The sequence below is a fragment of the Methylophilus sp. E2MeOHC9 genome (assembly GCF_058744375.1).
On record NZ_CP196024.1, the window covers coordinates 550,052 to 568,684 of the forward strand.

Consider the following 18,633-nt stretch of genomic DNA (forward strand, 5'->3'; position numbering starts at 1 on the left):
ATGAGCGAACGCAACTGCTTTATTGCCATTACCCACAGCCAGGAGTGCCTGCAATGGTTAGGTCAATCGCTCAGGGATGAAGGCGACCTGATCCCTGCAGACTCGCCCTCTACCGAGCGCGTGATACAACTCGCGGATGCCATTGGCGCTTCTATCATTTTTGTGCAGCTGAACCCGGCTGACTATAGACAGGAAGCATTACTGATAGAGGGCATTATCGCGGCCAAACCTTTTTTGCCGGTGATCGTAGTGGCGGATTCGTTTGACCAGAACCTGCTGTTGACTGTCATCCGCCTCGGCGCGCGCGACTTTATCAAAAGCGGCAGCCGGGCAAGTGAAGTGGTGGCAGAAGTCAAACGCCTGATTCCACGTGATGGCAGTTTGCAAGCCTCGCAAAATGACCAGAATGGCAAAATCACTTCGGTGATCAGCGCGCGGCCAGGCAGTGACTCGCCCATGCTGGCGCTGCACCTGGCGCTGGCAATCCAGGAAACTGAACCTACCCTGCTGCTTGATCTCGGGGTGCCGCATGGCGACGCCATGCTCTATCTCGGGCTGACTTCTTCGTACAGTTTTATCGATGCTATCCGCAGCTTGCGGCGTATCGATTCCACCTTGATCCAGACTGGTTTCGGTCGGCATAAGAGCGGCCTCACTGTGTTGTCCATGCCTGAAGATTCCTGGACAGGCGCCCAATTCACCGCCGCAGATGTCTGTGTGCTGCTACGCAGCTTACGTCGGCATTTCTCCAGAATCGTGCTCAATCTTGGCGGCATGGTCGATTCGGATTTTCTGTTATTGCTGCTGGGCAATGTCGACCAGATCGTGCTCCTGGTAGAGCAAAGTGTGCCTAGTTGCCGGCAGAACATGCAATTGGTCAAGCACTTGCGTGAAGAGAAAGTTTCCCTGGTCAACACTGGCGTAGTGGTTGATCGCTACCTTTCCAAAATGCCTCCCGATGCCGAAAGCATCGCGCAGTCTTTTGGCCTGCCGCTACTTTCCACCCTATCGTCATCAGGCATGGCACGCCTGGCGACCATGAACTCGGGTGAAAGCATGTTTGAGTTATCGGCCAATGATCCTTACAGCATCAGTGTGCGCAAACTGGCTGAAAAACTGGTAGATGGCCAGACCGCGCCAGCAGAAAAAAGGCCAGGCATGCTACACAAGCTGATCTCCACCCTTATCCCGGCGCATGAAAAATCCTAAAGGCGGCATGATGAACTTTCAGCTAGGTGGATTTGATTATGGCCTGAAGCAGGCACAAGACTTTCAGGAACTGAAGTTTCAACTGCATCAGCACCTGATTGCAGAAATCGAGCGCGATCATCTGGGGCTGCTGGAACTGGCACGTGACACCATTGCAGATTATGTACGCGAAAAAGTCATTGTTTATGTGGCTGACCGGCACTTGCCTATCAGCGGCTATGACCTCGACAACCTGGTAGAAGAAGTGGTCGATGAGCTGGCCGGCTATGGTCCGCTGGAAAGCCTGATCAAGGACGATCGCATTAACGACATCCTGGTCAACGGCCCGAAAAAGATATTCATCGAACGCGATGGCAGGCTGGAAACCACCAATTTGCGCTTTATTGATGATGCGCATGTGTTACGTGTGATACGACGTATCCTCGCCCATCTGGGACGCCGCATTGATGAAGCCAGCCCCATGGTAGATGCGAGGCTGCCAGATGGTAGCCGTGTTAACGCTATTATTCCGCCACTGGCGCTGGATGGCCCCTGCCTGTCCATTCGTAAATTCCGTAAACAGCCATTACTGTCTGCTGACCTGCTGCAATATGGGACACTGGATGAAGAAATGCTGACCTTCCTCACCACAGCGGTAGAGCGCCGCTGCAACCTGATTGTGAGTGGTGGTACCGGCGCAGGTAAAACCACTTTGCTGAATGTGTTAAGCCGGTTTATCCCGCCGAATGAACGCATCGTGACGATTGAAGATGCGGCCGAACTGCAACTGGAACACTCGCACGTGGTCAGGCTGGAAACCCGGCCCTCCAATATTGATGGCAATGGCGAAATCACGGCGCGCGAGCTGGTGAAAAACTCCCTGCGGATGCGGCCAGACCGTATCGTGCTGGGCGAGGTGCGGGGCGAAGAAGTGATGGATGTCTTGCAGGCCATGAATACCGGGCATGATGGTTGTATGAGTACCGTGCACGCCAACACCCCTGAAGATGCTATGTTGCGCTTTGAGATGCTGGCGGGCCTGGCTAAGTTCCAGGGCACCGAAGGCACCTTGCGCAAAATGATCACTGCCGCGATCGAGCTGGTGGTGCAGATTGCCCGCATGCCGAACGGGCAACGCAAAGTGGTCTCGATTACCGAAATCGCGGGTGTACGCGATGGCCACTTTGTGCTGAATGAGCTCTATGCATATGACGCCGCCAGTGGCAGTTTTGCGCACCCTGGCGTACGGCCCTGCAACAGGAAATTGCAGAACTTACCGTTCAGGCGGCAGGCATGAATGCGCTGCTAATCTCTTTTGTTTTGTTGCCTGCAGGGATGCTATTTTTAGCCATCTGGATGTTCAGGCATAGCAAACAGGCGCGCATACGCGAGCGCATGATACGTCATTTCAGGGAAGTACTGCCGGATGGCACCACCGTTGCCGGCGTGGCCCCGGGTATGGAGCAGACCCGTTGGCACCAGCTGATCACGCGCGCCTCTATTTATATTGGTTTTGAGCTGCAAAGGAAACACGCACTACTGATTCCGCTGGCATTGCTGTTTTTAGGGCTTGTAGGCTGGATGATTTACGGTTTTACGGGTGCGATACTGATTGTTGGCACCAACCTGTTTTTATTTGGCTTTTTACTGCCATATAGCCGCTTACGTCGCCGCCAGGCGCAAACCATTGCCCAGATTCCGTTGTTTATTGACCAGCTGTTACGCAGCCTGAGTACCGGACGCAGCCTGGAAAGTGCGATCCGCTTTGCTTCGAATGAATCGCTGCCACCTTTGCGTTATATCTTGGACCGCGTCACCCGCGCCGCAGATCTGGGCGCCGACATGGTAGAGAATCTGACCGAGGCGGCCAAACTGCACAACCTGCGTGAACTCAACCTGATTGCCTTATCCATGCGTATCAGCAACCAGTATGGCGGCAGCCCGCGTGACATGCTGGAAAGCGTGGTCAAAATGGTACGCCAGCAAGAGTTGGCGCGTCGGGAATTAGCCGCCATGACCGGTGAAACCAGAATGTCGGCCTGGGTGCTGGGCATGACCCCGCTCGCAATCGCGCTTTACATCATGGTGATGAACCCCAACTACCTGAACATGCTGCTGGACGATGCCACCGGTAAAACCTTGCTGACGACTGCATTGGGGCTGCAAGGCCTGGGTGCATTTATCCTTTGGCGTATGCTGCGGAGCGTATAGAAATGAGTCTGTTATGGCCGATCTCAATTGTATGCTTGCTGCTGGCGGCGGCGCTACTGCTTTACGGCGCCCAGAAAGGCAGCCATCCCAGGTATATTCAACGCCGTTTTCGTGAGGCCTTGCAGCAGGAAGGCATCCATATTTCTTCGCGGCTGGGGCCACTGGATTTTGAAGAACTCTTACACGAGATGCTGGATAAGGTTTCCCGCAGCGAAATGGAGGAAATGCAGCGCCTGCTGATCCAGGCTGGCTGGCACGGAGCCAAGGCACAACTCACATTCCTGCTGACAGCATGGGTATTACCGCTGGTGCTGGGTGGGCTGGCAGCCGCTTATGCAATCGCCAATCAGGATTCCTTTATCAATGTGCTGTTTCATTTGTTGTTTGCGTTTGCCGCCACCTTTGTCGCGGTACGTCGCTCATTGCGCTGGAAAGCACAGAAGCGGCGCGATGCCATCCGCAAAGAAGTGATCCCGTTTTTGCATTTACTGCGCATGCTGTTTGAAGCAGGCCTGTCGATGGAGCATATCTTGTTAGTCATTGAGCAACAGGGTCAGGCGCTGCTGCCCAACCTGGCAGATGAATTGCAACTGGTGATCAAACGCATACAGGCTGGGCAGGACCGGGCAGATGCGCTCAATGAAATGGCAGCGCCACTAGAGGTGATGGAGTTGAATGACACCATCGCCATGCTGAAACAGGTGACGCGCTATGGCGGCAATATCCGCGATTCACTGACTGAATATACGACCATGGTCGAGCAGCGCCAGGTGTCTGACCTGCGCGAATATGTCAGCAAACTTTCTGCCAAAATGACGGTGATCATGATTCTGTTCTTGTTCCCGGCGTTGATGATATTCCTGGCCGGGCCGGGATTTATGGGCTTATCTAAAGCATTACAAGGAGTCAACGGCTTATGAGATCGATCACACTATTCATGACATTTGCGTGTTTATGTTTGCACACCATGCCGCATGCTGTCGCTGCAGATATCAATGCAAAATCAGCACCACCGATTAAAACCGTTGCCGACAAAGCCTGCGCAGATCTTTCCCCCGAGGAAACGACCCGGCTGGCGTTGATCCAGCAGATGCTGGCAGAAGGTAAACCACATGCAGCCCTTGCCCATCTTGAGGCGGTCAAAGTCAAAAGCGAGCGTGCAGAATTACTGCGTGCGCATGCTTTACGCCAAACCGGGCGCGCGCCGCAGGCACAGGTCATTTATGAACAATTAGCCAGCAGCTGCGTTTCAGGCCATGCCTACCGCGGCCTGGGGCTGATCGCCAGCCAGGGCGGTAACCTGCCAGAGGCACTGCGTTATCTCAAGGCGGCCAGCAATACGCTGCCAACCGAACATACCATCCGCAATGATTACGGTTATGTGCTGATGCAAGCAGGCCAGAATGACCCTGCCCTGCATGAGTTCCTGACTGCGGTAGAGCTGGCACCGGATTATCGGCAGGCTGCCCATAACCTGGTGTTGTTGCTTTATAAACAAGGGGATATCGCAAGAGCAGAGGCATTTGCCAGGCAGTTTGGCCTGGTAGAAGATGAAATGCAGCAACTGAAAAAAATGACGCAAGCCAGTAACAAAACCACCCCCTAACCGAGCAAGGAGTCGTCATGAACCGTATTTTTATTCTGATGCTAAGCGGCATTTTCAATCTGCCTGTGGCCCTGGCGGATAATGTGCAGAACCCAGCAGCGCCTTCCGCGGCAGTACAACAGGCATCGCAACCTTCACTATCGCCGACCCAGCAATGGCTGGAGTTGCAACGTTCAGGTAAATCAGCCTCAGCCCAGGCGCAGCCCTTCTCCGGCGAAGTGATGGATAAAGTACATACGCGCTACCTCAAGAGCTTTGAAAAACCGATTCCGGAGTTCTTTGAGCATGAAATGCGCACCGCTCGCTAACTACCGTTACCAGCGCGGTGCGATAGGTCTCGTTGGCGGCTTTGTCTTGTTACTGGCATTACTCTTGACGACCCTGGTGGTGGATAGCGGACGCCTGTGGATGCAACAGAAAAAATTGCAATCCATCGCTGATATGACAGCTATCCATACCGCGCGCCATCTTGGTTGTAATACCAGCCAGCAAGGTGTCACACAAATCGCGCAACAAGCAGCCGTCAATAATGGCTTTGATGGCCAGCTCTCGGCAAGCCCCAACCAGGTGTTGCTTGGCAGGCTGGATACCGTCCAGGGCATACGTCAATTTACTGCCGATGGCAGTGCTGGCGCTGTCTATATCAGGGCGACAAAAGAAGTACCTAGTAGCATGATCACGGGCGGCCTGTTTGGCGGCACAGTCACGTTACACTCAGAAGCTGTGTCTATGTCTGACCCGCTATTAGCCACTTTTAGCGTGGGTAGTTTTACAACCAGCCTCACCAGCCAGCAATCGGTGTTGTTGAATGGCCTGCTAGGCGGCATGCTGGGTGGGCCACTCAGCCTGGATGCGCTGACTTATCGCGGCATTGCAGCTACCACAGTCACCTTGCACGATATTTTGGCAGTCTCAGGGCAAGCTGGCACGGTTGAGGAACTGCTGAATACCAATATGCAAGTGGGCGATTTACTCGACCTGATCGCGAGTGCGGCCGCACAAAACAGTGTGGCAGACCTGCAAGCGATTTCAGGCATACAAACCATTGCCAATATGGTCGTGAAAAATGTGCCGCTTAAACTGGGCGATGTGCTGGCCTTGGCGACACCTGATACCAATGCCGCGGCCACTGTCGCGCTGAATGCGCTATCTCTCATTACCACTACTGCCATGATCGCGAATGGCACAAATGCCATCACCCTCCCTTTGGGCATCAGTATTCCTTCACTGACCAGTATCAATGCCCAAGTGACTGTCATCGAACCACCGCAACTAGCCATAGGGCCAGCGTGTGGAAGTGGCGCTTTACGGACCGTCGCGCGCACGGCACAGATCAGGGCGCGTGTCGCTGTGCTGGTCAATATCCCCTTGCTGGCACGCATTGACCTGGCACTGGGGGTCGAAGTCGCACAAGGGTCTGCCAGCCTGCACAGCATTCAAACCAATGACGGTGCAACCGAAGTGACTATTGAAGCCAGCCCGGGCATTGCTGCGCTGACACTGACGAATATCGCTGGCACGCAACCAGCCAGGATTTCAACATTGTTAAATATCCCGCTTGCAGATATCGGCCTCAATCTGCCGCTACAGCCACCCAGCCCGCAGACCGTTGAATTTACCGTAGCACACCCGGTGAGGGGTCACCTGCCATTGGCACAAACCGTGAGCAGCCCGCTAGGCAGCAGTTTGGAGAACGCCCTGGGAAAACCGAATACACTCACCGTGACTGTCTTGAGTATCTTAAACCTCGGGCTGATCAATAATGTGCTGTCGTCCATCGTGAGCCCGCTACTCGCGGAGATAGGCAGGGTGCTGCTGGACCCGCTGCTGAATTTATTAGGCATTCGTTTAGGCGGCATGGACATCACGCTGGATGATGTGCAATATCGCCAGGCCAAACCGCTGGTTATTTAAGTTGCCCTGCGCTGCCAACTTGCCCGACGATGGCGGCTTTAATGTGCATGCTGCCAGCTTTTGTAAACAAATTCCAGGCTATAGCCATCTAAATCCGTGACCTGGGCAGCGTAGTAACGCGGATCATAATGCAGCTGCGGGCCTGGCGGATGGATAGCCTTTGCACCGGCTGCCAGGGCGGCATGATAAGCTTTTTCGACCATGCCTTCCGAATCTGCCACCAGCCCGATATGCACGGCCCATGGTGCTGCTTGCCCCTGCCGGAGCCAGAAAAACATACGCCCTTTTGCGCCAAACCCCTTCAAGTCCGGGTGCCCCGCCGGGCCGTCTTTCCCCTCATAATCGTGGCGCAAGCCTATCCCCAATACAGGCAGCACTTGCTCATAAAAAGCGATTGAGCGCACTGTGTCGCTGACAGTTAAAAAGATGTGATCTAACATTTGTAGTTCCTCAAGGGAATAACATAAGTGGGCTTGGTACGCCTATGGCTAAATGATTCATAATGATTTAAATTGACCATCGTTTTTATTTAAATCGTGAAACACCTTATTCATTTGAAAAGAAAAATGCATAAAACCCTAGCCTACATTTTATCTGTTACTTTGGTAGCGATTTCGGCAATGACGAGTGCCAGTGCAGTGGCCGAAGAGACACCTGAACCATCTACGATCGGGCTGCCCGGCATTTCCCATGTGTGGGGAGTCGACACAAAAAACATGAGCACCATCACTTTTGAAGAGTTAGAAAAGTGTATTGGCTCTGATGCAGCGATCAAGCAGCAATTTGATCAGTTCCAACTTGAAACCAAACAGATGAATGAAGAAGTATTTAACACCGGCAACAGGGTAGAAGAAAATCAGAATGCCAGGCTTGCTTTGGAGAAAGAAGCAAGTGAGGTGCAATCGGATATCTCAGCAATGAATGCGCTGAATGACAAGTTCTCTCAAAGAAACCAAGAGCTCGCTAAGCTTACCAGCAAAAAAGTCGATGCTGCAGCCGCAAAAAAAATCACCCAGCAAGTCGACCAGTTCAATAAAGACATTATTCAGTTTAATGCGGACTCGTCCGCATTAAATGAAAAAGCGCAGCAGCTAAAGTCAAAACAAAATAAATTCAATGACAGCCTAGAAAATTTGAAAACCGAGCTGGATCAGTTGAATAGCAAAATTAATGGGTTTAATGAACGAAAAAAATCTTTTGATCAAGCCATGCTCTCTTACAAAGACAAATGCACGGGAACGCATAAGCTCGAGAAGTAGCGCCAGAATTACTTTGCAATATGAAAGTGTGACCTGCTTTATGAAAGGCCTGGGGCTGATTGTGCACCTGTTATTTAAACCTTGATTGATATTGCTGTGGCGTCACCTTGAATGTCCGGGCAAACGCTTGCCGGAAATGATCGTCTGAACTGAATCCACACTCAGAACTAATTCTTGCAATAGATTTTGTGGACTCTTCAAGTAATTTCACAGCCACCTCTAACCGGATTTTTTCTAAAAACTTGGTGGGTGTGATGCCTAATTCTTGCTTAAAAACCCTTACAAAATTTCGGGCACTCATAGAAACACGATCGGCCAAGGTGGCTGTATCGATTTCATTTTTATAGTTTTGTCGTATCCAATTGATGGCTGCTGAAAGTCTGCTTTCACAGAGCTCTGAGATCAGATGAGAACTAAATTGCGATTGACCACCGGGGCGTTTGCCAAAAACGACAAGCATTCTGGCCACATCTAGCATGAGCTTCCTCCCGAAATCCTCTTCAACCAACGCCAACGCCAGATCAATACCCGCGGTGACACCTGCCGCGGTATAAATATCCCCATCCTTGGTATGAATGGCATCCGCCATGACTTCAATGGAGGGATAGTGCTGACGTAGCTTTTCAGCTCTCGCCCAGTGGGTAGTCGCCCTCTTCCCATGTAACAAGCCTGCTTTCGCTAAAATAAAAGAGCCGGTACACACTGAACAGAGCCTGGAGACTTTTCCATGGACAGAGAAAACCGCATCGATTAACTCGGCCGGTGCCTCTTCAGCGCTAGGTCCGCCTGCGATGAAAACAGTGTGGGCATCCAGCGGGTCTGTCCATGCCAAATCCGACACCAAGCGTATAGCGGAAGAGGTTTGTATATATTGCTCTTTGGACTGTGCTGCGATACTGATTTTGTACAGCGCTTGCCCGTATATAGCGTTTGCGGTGGAGAAGACGTCTAATGGCCCTGTGACATCCAGCACCCCTGATCCGTCATAAGCGAACATGACAATATGTTTTTGGGGTACCAGACTGGTGCTACTTGATTCAGATTTCATCATAAAGCTCTTTTTCTTAAATGCCACTCGACTCCTTCAGCCGAAAGCCTCTTGGAATCTTTGTAGCATATATGTTACCAAAAGCCATTCAATTCACCACTATGCCGAGTTACCTTTTAAGGTCTTCAGCAGAGCCCAGGTGATTTTTTAATTCGGTTTCGACATCTTCCGCTGACATGGGTCTTCCCAAAAAATATCCCTGTAGATGATCGCAGCCTTGCTCAGTGAGGAAAATACATTGCCCCTCAGTTTCCACGCCCTCAGCAACGACTCTCAAACTCAGTGATTGGCCCAAAGAAATGATTGAAATGACAATCGCTGCATCCACCCCTTCTTCAGTGATTAAATTAGTGATGAAACCACGGTCAATCTTCAACTCGATAGCAGGCAATTCTTTTAAATACATCAGGCTTGAATAACCTACACCGAAGTCGTCTATGGATATCGAAACGCCTAAATCTACCAATTTATGCAAGATATTTAAGCCTTCTTCAAAATCTGACACCGCAGTCGACTCTGTCACCTCGAGTACTAATCTTTTGGGATCAATATTGTGCTTTTTAAGTGCAGAACTCACTGTATCAACCAGTGCCGCACTTCTAAATTGAACCGCTGAAAGATTCACTGCTATCGTAAAATCATGATAACCACTATCAGTCCAGACGCTAATCTGCCTGCAAGCCTCATTCAGGACCCATTCTCCAATTTTTATGATCAGCCCATTTTTTTCTGCAATAGGGATGAATTTATCCGGCCCGATTAAGCCATCCTCAGGATCCTTCCATCGAATCAAAGCTTCAATACCAACAAGCTTTCTGGTTTTGGCATCAAATTTTGGCTGGTAATTTAAATAAAACTCCTGGTTGAGCAACGCGCGTTTCAATTTCTGCACGAATCCAAGCTGGCTCTTGACTCTGGTGTTGGTAGTACTTTCAAAGAACTGACAACCATTTTTCCCATTGCTTTTAGCGCCATACATAGCCGTGTCGGCACTTAAAACCAGGTCGTGGGCATTGGTGCCATTGTCAGGATAGATAGCAACGCCTATGCTGGCTGAAATTTGAATCTCATGCTTGTTGATCACGAAAATCGAACTCATCAATGCATTTATTTTAGCGGCCACGGTTCCAGCATCTTCAGGCTCATTGATTTCGATTAGGGCAACAAATTCATCCCCGCCCAAGCGGGCGACCGTATCCTGGGCTCTCATGCCATTTTTAAGTCTAGCCGCTGCGGCTTTGAGTAACAAATCCCCAATAATATGTCCTAGCGAATCATTGACGTGCTTGAATCCGTCCAGGTCGATGAATAGTAGCGCAAACTTTGTTTCTTCACGTTTTGCTTTGTTCAGATAGAACTCCAGTTGGTTTTCAAATAATTCGCGATTAGCCAAATTCGTCAATCGATCTTTCAAGACTGACTCACTGAGTTCTTCATTCACCCGGGCTAACGACCTTACCAGGACATTTGTTTCTGATTCGTACCTCGCATCAATTAAAGAAGTGACTAGCGCCATGGCCAATACAAGAAATGTGATCACGATGACAAACTCGGCCAGCCACGCATTGTTAAAACTAAAGTCGCTATTGGCAGCGGTACATACACTACCCATCGGAAAATTTGCTGCCGACATACCCGTGTAATGCATGCCAGCAATCGCAAAACCCATCACAATGGCCGCACAAATCTTGAGGAACAGAATATTGACGTTGCTACTTCTTTGCAGTTTAAAAGTGATCCACATGGCCGCAAATGAAGCCAGAATTGCAATGCCTATTGATAAAAGCACCCTGGGTACACTGTATTGAATCTCCGGAGACATTTTCAATGCGTACATGCCCATGTAGTGCATACCGGCAATCGCCGTACCAATACATACGGAAGAAATAACGAGATCTAGCCGCGTCAGTTCTTTCTGGTTGACCCGATTGAGTGCAAAACCTGCCGCTAAAATAGCGATTAATAATGAAATTAAAGTGCGCTTGACGTCATATCCTAATGGGATGGGCAGGTTGAATGAAAGCATGCCCGTGAAATGCATAGACCAGATACCAAAACCCAAAGCAAATGAACCACCAAACCACCATAAATATAGTAATTTCCCCCGCGCGGCATACATTCGATTTGCTAAATCTAATGCCGTATACGCGGCCAATATCGCGATCAAGACTGAGACAATAACAAGGTGTAGCTCGTACTGTGCTAATAGCATTCTAATCAATCAACTTACTAATATTAACGTAAGTAGACATGAGTTAATGTGATGATTGTTGCCATTTAACACGTAATTCATGCCAAAACTGATGGGATTATCAAGGCAACGTTTATAATTGCTTAAAATTTAAGCAATTATCCATGCATGGATATTCCAGAAAAAATTGATCAATCCTGTATGTTTTTCGATAGCATCAGCTACAGGAGTAAATAGCACTGCTATCAACGGTGATCTTTGTATGGTTGGGCATACAAGTTAAAACTCAGCAATCAATTGCCTGGGATGAGAATGTATTGCGACGCTGGAAATTTAGCTGACTTTTAATTTGAGCTTTCATGAGTTCACCGCCCCCAAACAAAAAGACCCAAGGCGCTAACCTTGAGTCTTTTGATCAATGATGACACGTGTGAGTGGTAGACAACACTAACGATGCTACGTCTGCCAATAAAGCATAAACTAATGATGATTATGGAAAATATATATTATCTAAACGTCACCCCGTCATTGAGCGTTTCCCCGGGCTATCCGAGAAAACATGGCTCATTTAACTAGGAAACATCCACATTAGTTTTATCTGCAGGCGGCGTTTCCATTGCCTTCTTCAATTCATTTTTGATGTCTTCCTGCATTTGTGCCATTAGTTTTTGTTTATCTTCAGGCGCCATGGCTTCAAACTCTTCTGGTGAAATGCCTTGTTTCTTGAGCCATAAATATTGCATTTTTTCGGCTTCAGACATTTTCATGAATTTTTCTAATTCTTTATACGGGTCATCGTCATTTTTAAATTTTGTCGATGTTGTTGATTCGGTGATATACGTTTTTGTTGCAGGATTGCTCGTCGTTTCAGGCAGTGGCGCTGAACTAAGTGCCTGCTTCTTACCAAATCGTTGCTCTATATTTGTTTGATTGGCTGCATTTGGTCCGCTGATATTGCTTAAATCCATGATTACCCCTTCAATTAGAAATTAAAGTGCATTTTCTCAACTTAAAATTGACAGTTATTTTGTGATAGACGGTACTTCATCAATTTCAGGCTGGATCACGATCAAAAGATAGGCACGCGTGCTTGGCGGCATCTTTTGCATCAACTCTCTTTTTAGAGGCAAGTAGCATAACGTATGCAAGCAGACGGTGTATCCCGCTAAAAGAAACCGTTTTGTATTGCATTACTTGGGATCAAAATGTGTTTATGCTTAAGAAAAGCGACGCTCAGTGATCTCACTTGGTGCCCATGTATTCACTATGCACTCAAGAATTAGCATCTTCAAGGCTGCTGCTCTGATATGTCTTATGCCTGACTGTATCAATTTCACACTGCGTCACTCTATCCACTAACATGAGGTCTACAGGCTTTTTTGTTTCAACATCGACCAGCATCATCTTGACGCCCTCTTCAGCATAATATTGATTACCCCACTGCATGATGGTCAACAGCACTGGCCTGAAATCCAACCCCTTCTGTGTGATCTTGTATTCATACCTGGGAGGCTTTTCGCAATAGAGATGCCTGTTCAGTAATCCTGATGCAACCATCCCGTTTAGACGTCTGGTCAAAGTACTCGTCGCAATGCCCAAATTATTCTGGAAATCATCAAATTTCGATATGCCCAGCATGGCATCCCGCAAAATCAAAATGTTCCACCACTCACCGACATGCTCAAGGCTTCGGGCAATCGGGCAATGCATTTTTTCCAGGCTTTTGTTTTTCATGGCTGACTCGTAACTTTCATTATGAAAGTAACTATAGTATAGTGACTTCGATTATAAAAGTTTCATTGTAAATTGTTATGTCAAAGGAAGATATGGACAGAATAGTCATTACTGGCATGGGCATAGTCTCACCACTGGGATGTGGCGTAGAGCAGGTTTGGCAACGCTTGTTGTCGGGTCAATCAGGCATTAAAAAGCTGTCCGCCGAGATTGCAGATTTTCTAAATACCAAAATTGCCGGTGTCGTGCCTGACAAATCCGAAGATGTATTAGCAGGGTTTGATCCTGAAACAGCGATCTCCGTTAAAGAGATCAAAAAAATGGATAGATTCATCCAGTTTGCCATCGTTGCGGCTGAAGAAGCGGTCAAACAGGCGGGCTGGTTTCCTAAAAATGAGCAAGAGCAAACCAGGACAGCCACTGTCATCGCCTCTGGCATAGGAGGGTTTCCGGCCATTGCGCACGCTGTACGTACGACAGATAACAAGGGCACATCCAGGTTGTCGCCATTCACCATTCCATCATTTTTAGTCAATCTGGCAGCCGGGCACATATCGATCAGATACGGCTTCAAGGGCCCTATCGGTGCACCTGTCACTGCCTGCGCAGCCGGTGTACAAGCAATCGGCGATGCTGCACGCATGATACGCTCAGGGGAAGTCGATGTGGCGGTTTGTGGCGGGGCTGAGGCGTGCATAGACTTGGTGAGTTTGGGTGGTTTTGCAGCGGCAAGAGCATTGTCATCGAGTTTTAATGACACTCCGCATAACGCCTCCCGCCCATTCGATTCGCAACGCGACGGGTTTGTCATGGGTGAAGGGGCCGGCGTATTAGTGATTGAGACACTTAGCCATGCGCTTGAACGCGGGGCAACACCGATTGCAGAAATTGTCGGCTACGGCACGTCTGCCGATGCTTACCATATCACAGCAGGCCCAGAAGATGGGGATGGTGCAAAACGTGCTATGGAGACGGCCATTCGCATGGCCAACATTAGCCCCGGCGAAATACAGCATTTGAACGCCCATGCAACGTCTACGCCAGTTGGCGATGCGTGTGAAATCCAGGCTATCAAGACGGTGTTTGGCGAAAAGAGCCCGATTGCGATCACCTCTACCAAATCAGCCACTGGTCATCTGTTAGGGGCGGCTGGCGGCATAGAGGCGATTTTTACAGCGCTGGCTTTACGGGATCAGATTGTCCCGCATACGCAAAACCTGGAAAAGCCAGACGAGCAGGCGGAGCAGTTCAATTTCATAAAAGACAAGCCGGCAGAAATGCGTATTGAACATGCCATTAGCAATGGTTTCGGTTTTGGTGGGGTGAATGCCAGCGTGTTATTAAAGCGCTTTAGCCATTAACCCTGCCTCAGGCAAGGGCTTGAATCCTCTAGATCACTCACCAAGGATAATCTCTTGGTGAGTGCCGTTAGTTTTAGTTCAGGAAATTGGATACCTTGCTGACAAAGTCAGCCGGATACTGAAATAGTGAACCATGCGCAGAATCTGGATATAAGACCAATTGCGCATTTGGTAAATGCTGATACAAGGTCATTGAGTTGCTGGTATCTAACATGGTGTCATTTGACCCTTGGATAACAAGCACCGGTTGCTTGATTGATTTCAGCAAATTGAATTCCGAATCAGGTGTGTTTGCCCAGGTAATCAGCGCTTTGGCATGTGCGTTCATATCCTCTTTGGAAATTTCCGGATCACGGTCTTTGCGCACACCGGCGCGTGCAATAAACGCTTTACCTGCTGCCTGGCTTGCCGCTGTTTGAGTGAAAAATAAATATTGTCTTGGATCGATATTCGTCTGCGCGAACGCCTCACCAAGCACTTTCAATAAATGATCGCCACCGCCTTTATTGGACGTACCTACAAGCACAAGCTTACGGATCTTATCCGGATGTGCAGCGGCAAGTTCTTGTGCAATAAAACCACCCATGGAGAAGCCAACCAGATCGATTTGTTTATGGCCTAGCGCATCAATAAAAACATAGGCATCTTTCGTCATTTGCTCAATGCTATCGGCTACTTTTCCACTGCTGTGCCCCATACCTGTATTGTTAAATACAATCACTTGATGTGATTTGGCCAGCCCATCAATCACAGCCGGATCCCAGTAATCCATAGTCCCGGTGAAGTGCTGCAAAAAGACGATAGGCGTGCCGGTCTTTTTACCAAAACTTCTGTAAGAAAACTTGATGCCATTGGCTTCAATGGTTTGATTAGGCGCAGTGGCGAGCCCCACATTTGCACTACCCGCAGCCGCTTCAGTCATGCCAAGAGTGAATAAAGAATTAAAAATCAACGCCTTGCTGATCAGGTTTTTGAATGTATTCATTGTCGCAACTCCTTAAAGATTAATTATTTACCTATCGGTACAAAATACTTTATCCAAGCATATTGCACTTGTCAACATATTTATGTACCATGTGGTAAATAAATTAAAGGAGTGCATGTTATGAGTGCTGAAATCAGCAAGCGTCCACGTGGAAGACCCAGAACATTTGATAAAGATAAAGCATTCGATATCGTGCTGGATATGTTTCGCAAAAAGGGGTTTGATCACACTTCGGTTGAGGACATTGCTTCTGCCCTCGATTTGAAAAAGCCGAGTTTATATGCCGCCTTCGGCAATAAGGAGCAGCTGTTCCTTGATGTACTGACCGCTTATGTGAGTGGGCCTACGGCTTATTTTCATGAAGTATTCAATGAGGAAACCACTAAGGATCTGGTTAGAAAATTACTTTTGCAATCGATAGAGGTGCTTTTTTATTTTGAAAGGCCAAGTGGTTGCCTGGTCGTCATGAGTACCGCCAGCCAGGAGTTAGCGCGGATAGGGATCCAGCAGAAACTGATCGCTAACCTGCAACAACATCAGCATAAGCTAGCGGAGCGATTTGAACATGCCAGAAAAACAGGTGAACTCGAACAGGATATCCATGCGGATAGATTAGCCTTATATGTCGTCACGATACACAAGGGGCTCTCCCTGCAAGCGATCAACGGCTCGACTAAAGCTGAGTTAACAGAGCTGGTACAACAGGTGATAGATTTTTGGCCAACGGCAACATGAGTACTCCAGCGACTATGATCACAACCGATAAAACAAGCGATGTCCGGCCATGGCTGATCTTCCACATTGCCAGCCTGGCGACTTTCCTGGTTTCAATAGATACCACGGTGTTGTATGTCGCCTTTCACAGCATTTCCAGGAGCTTCCCGGATGCGAGCGCTACCAGCATCTCGTGGGTGATGAATGCGTACACGCTGGTGTACGCCACCTGCCTGATTCCGGCTGGCGGCCTGGCTGACCGGTTTGGCCGCAAAAAAGTATTTATGTATGGCGTAGCCGCATTTATCCTGGCTTCCGTTTTATGTGGCTTATCACCCAATGTACACACCTTAATCTTTGCCAGAATGCTGCAAGCGGTAGGCGCATCCTTACTCGGCCCAGCGGCGTTATCGCTCATCCTCGAAGCGTTCCCTCAAGAAAAGCGTGCCATTGTCGTAGGCGCCTGGGGCGCAATAGGCGCATTGGCTGCTGCCTTAGGCCCGGCTTTTGGGTCATGGATTGTAGATAGTTTTGGCTGGGAATGGGCGTTCTACATTAATGTGCCTGCAGGCTTGTATTGCCTGCTAAGGGGTCGTCGGCATCTGGTCGAATCCAGCAACCCTGTCGCCAGGGTTAGGTTTGACGTGGTAGGCATGTTATTGATTATTGCGGCGATTGCTTTGATCGTTAGCAGTTTGATCGAGTACAAACAATACATGCCTGCACTGCTGGTGCCGGCAACCTTGCTGACTTCGGGGATAGCACTGCTCGCAATATTTATCTACTGGAGCAAACGTGCTTTCAATCCATTGATAGATCTGACGCTGTTTCAGAGTAAAACTTACCAGGCGGTGAATATCGCGGCATTTTTCTTCTCCATCGCCTTTGCCACCATGTTTTTCTCGTTTTTCTTTCTCATGACGAAAATCTGGGGCTACAGTTTGCCGCAAGCCGGGCTTGCCATGATGGCAGGGCCAGCCACCGTCGTACCAACGGCGCTACTCGGTGGCAGGATAGCCTCTAAATATGGTCATAAAATTGTACTGACCTTGGGTTGCCTTATTTTTTCCTTAAGCTCGCTATGGTATTTATTCGCAATCACAGCGACCCCGGATTATTTATGGTCGTGTTTGCCTGGACAACTCATTTCAGGCATAGGCGTGGGCCTGGTGATGCCTTCCTTGTCTGGCGCAGCAGTCCATGATTTACCGCAAAAAGACTATGCCATTGGCAGTGCAATCAACCAGGCAATCAGGCAAGTGGGGACTGTATTTGGTGTAGCTTTGACTGTCGCCATCCTGGTCAAAGCCGCCCTCACCCTGGATGATTTCCATCACTTGTATGTCATTCAATTCCTGTTGGTGATTATTTCTGCAGCGTTAGTCACGCAAGTGAATACCAAACCACGGCTGGCGAATCGCAGAACTTGATCAGCCAGATGCTCTAAAAGTAAAAAGACACCCCCGAAGAGATGTCTTTTTAGCATTGGAGCAATATGCAAATCAGTGAATGCAGGTAGGGATTGATTCACCCCGCAAAACTAGATTTCTCTCATTCTGGCGGTCCTAGTGGCAAAGCAAACCCTAGCTAAACAATAATTGAATAATTCCCCGTTTAATATAGGAGTTTTTCCCGATTAATGGCAAATAGGCTAGGCAGCTTTGACATGGAATTAGTAATTATCTATATTTAATTTACATCAATTCCTTTCCCGAGGATCCAGATGACTAAAGCCCGGCATTCCTCCGAATGTTGGGCTTTTTCTTTCATCAGGTGAGATCTTTCCGCCTGGGCAAACCCTCACCCCATGCCCAGCCAACATCATGGCCAACCATCACCGTCAGACGCTGATGACTGGCTATGCATCAATGGAATAAGGTCATTTACAGCTGCTGGGGCCAATACCTTCAAGTGCATTTTGAGTATTAAAATCGATAATCCTGATTGTTGCTTCTGGATATTGCGCACATAGATATTTAACTAGTTTAGGGATCGCTGTTTTGTCCTGAGCAACAAGAGGTGATTCTTTAAAAACTGTTCCGAAAAGATCAACGTTTTCCGGCAGCTTCTCTCCATTTGAATTGAATGCCATCACTCTCAATGGACCGGCTGGTGATGCAATCAGATTGCTACAAGAAACCAAAGCCAACATACCTATTGCAAATGAAACTTTCTTCATTTATTGATCTTCCTTATTTTGAATCATTAGTGTTATGGGTACTTTAATGAATAGATCAGTTTACCTCACACGAAACAAAAAGACCCAAAGCATGAACCTTAAATCTCGCTATAAATATGCTAACTCTCCGTCAGTAGAACAAAGTACCAATGCAAGAATCGTAATATTTCTGAATCGGGCTTTAAGGTTCTTCCGCATTGTTGAAGTCGTAATAGAGAATTTCTGACTAACTCCCCTTGCATT

At 48.5% G+C, this 18,633-nt stretch carries 18 protein-coding genes; 11 read left to right on the top strand and 7 right to left on the bottom strand.

Annotation, left to right across the window (positions count from 1 at the left end; genetic code table 11):
- The 7 genes from ACSSVF_RS02655 to ACSSVF_RS02685 are packed head-to-tail and all read left to right on the top strand — an operon-like array spanning position 1 to position 6,919.
- The gene (locus ACSSVF_RS02655) at positions 1 to 1,209 is read left to right on the top strand and encodes a CpaE/TadZ family protein (protein WP_492405280.1); all 1,209 of its coding nucleotides are present in this window, start codon (positions 1 to 3) and stop codon (positions 1,207 to 1,209) included.
- Entirely contained in the window at positions 1,196 to 2,485 is a 1,290-nt protein-coding gene (locus ACSSVF_RS02660) for a TadA family conjugal transfer-associated ATPase (RefSeq protein WP_492405282.1), read from the top strand. Before ACSSVF_RS02655 ends, ACSSVF_RS02660 begins: the two co-directional genes overlap by 14 nt.
- Positions 2,482 to 3,399, top strand: a complete 918-nt coding sequence (locus tag ACSSVF_RS02665; RefSeq protein WP_492405284.1) for a type II secretion system F family protein — start codon at positions 2,482 to 2,484, stop codon at positions 3,397 to 3,399. Before ACSSVF_RS02660 ends, ACSSVF_RS02665 begins: the two co-directional genes overlap by 4 nt.
- Before the next feature lie 2 nt (positions 3,400 to 3,401).
- Entirely contained in the window at positions 3,402 to 4,319 is a 918-nt protein-coding gene (locus tag ACSSVF_RS02670; RefSeq protein ID WP_492405285.1) for a type II secretion system F family protein, read from the top strand.
- On the top strand, positions 4,316 to 5,005 hold the full coding sequence (locus ACSSVF_RS02675) for a tetratricopeptide repeat protein (RefSeq protein WP_492405287.1): 690 nt from the start codon (positions 4,316 to 4,318) through the stop codon (positions 5,003 to 5,005). Before ACSSVF_RS02670 ends, ACSSVF_RS02675 begins: the two co-directional genes overlap by 4 nt.
- Before the next feature lie 17 nt (positions 5,006 to 5,022).
- Positions 5,023 to 5,313 (top strand): DUF3613 domain-containing protein, encoded by a 291-nt coding sequence (locus ACSSVF_RS02680; RefSeq protein ID WP_492405288.1) that lies wholly within the window; start codon positions 5,023 to 5,025, stop codon positions 5,311 to 5,313.
- Complete coding sequence (locus ACSSVF_RS02685; RefSeq protein WP_492405290.1) at positions 5,291 to 6,919, top strand: hypothetical protein; 1,629 nt, start codon at positions 5,291 to 5,293, stop codon at positions 6,917 to 6,919. The genes ACSSVF_RS02680 and ACSSVF_RS02685 overlap by 23 nt, the downstream gene beginning before the upstream one ends.
- A 38-nt stretch (positions 6,920 to 6,957) precedes the next feature.
- On the opposite strand, the gene ACSSVF_RS02690 is transcribed toward ACSSVF_RS02685, so the two are convergent.
- Positions 6,958 to 7,359: a VOC family protein gene (locus tag ACSSVF_RS02690; protein ID WP_492405292.1), complete on the bottom strand. Its 402-nt coding sequence runs from the start codon at positions 7,357 to 7,359 to the stop codon at positions 6,958 to 6,960.
- Positions 7,360 to 7,485: 126 nt separating this feature from the next.
- On the opposite strand from ACSSVF_RS02690, the gene ACSSVF_RS02695 reads away from it, so the two are divergent.
- Positions 7,486 to 8,178: a hypothetical protein gene (locus tag ACSSVF_RS02695; RefSeq protein ID WP_492405294.1), complete on the top strand. Its 693-nt coding sequence runs from the start codon at positions 7,486 to 7,488 to the stop codon at positions 8,176 to 8,178.
- Between the two features lie 70 nt (positions 8,179 to 8,248).
- Here the strand turns inward: ACSSVF_RS02695 and ACSSVF_RS02700 are convergent, their stop codons facing one another.
- The 4 genes from ACSSVF_RS02700 to ACSSVF_RS02715 form a co-directional block, all read right to left on the bottom strand.
- Positions 8,249 to 9,229 carry a GlxA family transcriptional regulator gene (locus ACSSVF_RS02700; RefSeq protein ID WP_492405296.1) on the bottom strand — a complete coding sequence of 327 codons (981 nt, stop codon included), beginning with the start codon at positions 9,227 to 9,229 and terminating at the stop codon, positions 8,249 to 8,251.
- Positions 9,230 to 9,335: 106 nt separating this feature from the next.
- Positions 9,336 to 11,438, bottom strand: coding sequence for a putative bifunctional diguanylate cyclase/phosphodiesterase (locus ACSSVF_RS02705; protein WP_492405298.1), 2,103 nt, complete (start codon positions 11,436 to 11,438; stop codon positions 9,336 to 9,338).
- A gap of 551 nt (positions 11,439 to 11,989) precedes the next feature.
- Positions 11,990 to 12,385, bottom strand: coding sequence for a hypothetical protein (locus tag ACSSVF_RS02710; RefSeq protein WP_492405300.1), 396 nt, complete (start codon positions 12,383 to 12,385; stop codon positions 11,990 to 11,992).
- A gap of 304 nt (positions 12,386 to 12,689) precedes the next feature.
- Entirely contained in the window at positions 12,690 to 13,151 is a 462-nt protein-coding gene (locus ACSSVF_RS02715; RefSeq protein WP_492405301.1) for a winged helix-turn-helix transcriptional regulator, read from the bottom strand.
- Positions 13,152 to 13,243: 92 nt separating this feature from the next.
- Between ACSSVF_RS02715 and fabF the strand changes: the two genes are divergently transcribed.
- Entirely contained in the window at positions 13,244 to 14,512 is a 1,269-nt protein-coding gene (gene fabF, locus ACSSVF_RS02720) for a beta-ketoacyl-ACP synthase II (protein WP_492405303.1), read from the top strand.
- A 73-nt stretch (positions 14,513 to 14,585) separates the two neighbouring features.
- Here fabF and ACSSVF_RS02725 read toward each other — a convergent pair whose 3' ends face one another.
- On the bottom strand, positions 14,586 to 15,497 hold the full coding sequence (locus tag ACSSVF_RS02725) for an alpha/beta fold hydrolase (protein ID WP_492405305.1): 912 nt from the start codon (positions 15,495 to 15,497) through the stop codon (positions 14,586 to 14,588).
- A gap of 120 nt (positions 15,498 to 15,617) precedes the next feature.
- Here ACSSVF_RS02725 and ACSSVF_RS02730 point away from each other — a divergent pair, with 120 nt between their 5' ends.
- A complete protein-coding gene (locus ACSSVF_RS02730) occupies positions 15,618 to 16,232 on the top strand; it encodes a TetR/AcrR family transcriptional regulator (protein WP_492405307.1) in 615 nt (204 codons plus the stop codon).
- A 14-nt stretch (positions 16,233 to 16,246) separates the two neighbouring features.
- Positions 16,247 to 17,641: an MFS transporter gene (locus ACSSVF_RS02735; RefSeq protein WP_492405309.1), complete on the top strand. Its 1,395-nt coding sequence runs from the start codon at positions 16,247 to 16,249 to the stop codon at positions 17,639 to 17,641.
- A gap of 449 nt (positions 17,642 to 18,090) precedes the next feature.
- Here ACSSVF_RS02735 and ACSSVF_RS02740 read toward each other — a convergent pair whose 3' ends face one another.
- Positions 18,091 to 18,390, bottom strand: a complete 300-nt coding sequence (locus ACSSVF_RS02740) for a hypothetical protein (protein ID WP_492405310.1) — start codon at positions 18,388 to 18,390, stop codon at positions 18,091 to 18,093.
- Positions 18,391 to 18,633: the final 243 nt, after the last annotated feature.

Excerpts from the sequence above, each read along its gene's own strand:
- ACSSVF_RS02725 (WP_492405305.1), bottom strand. The coding sequence starts at position 15,497 with ATGAATACATTCAAAAACCTGATCAGCAAGGCGTTGATTTTTAATTCT.
- ACSSVF_RS02710 (WP_492405300.1), bottom strand. The coding sequence starts at position 12,385 with ATGGATTTAAGCAATATCAGCGGACCAAATGCAGCCAATCAAACAAAT.
- ACSSVF_RS02660 (WP_492405282.1), top strand. The coding sequence starts at position 1,196 with ATGAAAAATCCTAAAGGCGGCATGATGAACTTTCAGCTAGGTGGATTT.
- ACSSVF_RS02715 (WP_492405301.1), bottom strand. The coding sequence starts at position 13,151 with ATGAAAAACAAAAGCCTGGAAAAAATGCATTGCCCGATTGCCCGAAGC.
- ACSSVF_RS02740 (WP_492405310.1), bottom strand. The coding sequence starts at position 18,390 with ATGAAGAAAGTTTCATTTGCAATAGGTATGTTGGCTTTGGTTTCTTGT.
- ACSSVF_RS02690 (WP_492405292.1), bottom strand. The coding sequence starts at position 7,359 with ATGTTAGATCACATCTTTTTAACTGTCAGCGACACAGTGCGCTCAATC.
- ACSSVF_RS02705 (WP_492405298.1), bottom strand. The coding sequence starts at position 11,438 with ATGCTATTAGCACAGTACGAGCTACACCTTGTTATTGTCTCAGTCTTG.
- ACSSVF_RS02700 (WP_492405296.1), bottom strand. The coding sequence starts at position 9,229 with ATGATGAAATCTGAATCAAGTAGCACCAGTCTGGTACCCCAAAAACAT.
- ACSSVF_RS02685 (WP_492405290.1), top strand. The coding sequence starts at position 5,291 with ATGAAATGCGCACCGCTCGCTAACTACCGTTACCAGCGCGGTGCGATA.
- ACSSVF_RS02655 (WP_492405280.1), top strand. The coding sequence starts at position 1 with ATGAGCGAACGCAACTGCTTTATTGCCATTACCCACAGCCAGGAGTGC.
- ACSSVF_RS02695 (WP_492405294.1), top strand. The coding sequence starts at position 7,486 with ATGCATAAAACCCTAGCCTACATTTTATCTGTTACTTTGGTAGCGATT.
- ACSSVF_RS02670 (WP_492405285.1), top strand. The coding sequence starts at position 3,402 with ATGAGTCTGTTATGGCCGATCTCAATTGTATGCTTGCTGCTGGCGGCG.
- ACSSVF_RS02735 (WP_492405309.1), top strand. The coding sequence starts at position 16,247 with ATGATCACAACCGATAAAACAAGCGATGTCCGGCCATGGCTGATCTTC.
- ACSSVF_RS02665 (WP_492405284.1), top strand. The coding sequence starts at position 2,482 with ATGAATGCGCTGCTAATCTCTTTTGTTTTGTTGCCTGCAGGGATGCTA.
- fabF (WP_492405303.1), top strand. The coding sequence starts at position 13,244 with ATGGACAGAATAGTCATTACTGGCATGGGCATAGTCTCACCACTGGGA.
- ACSSVF_RS02680 (WP_492405288.1), top strand. The coding sequence starts at position 5,023 with ATGAACCGTATTTTTATTCTGATGCTAAGCGGCATTTTCAATCTGCCT.
- ACSSVF_RS02675 (WP_492405287.1), top strand. The coding sequence starts at position 4,316 with ATGAGATCGATCACACTATTCATGACATTTGCGTGTTTATGTTTGCAC.
- ACSSVF_RS02730 (WP_492405307.1), top strand. The coding sequence starts at position 15,618 with ATGAGTGCTGAAATCAGCAAGCGTCCACGTGGAAGACCCAGAACATTT.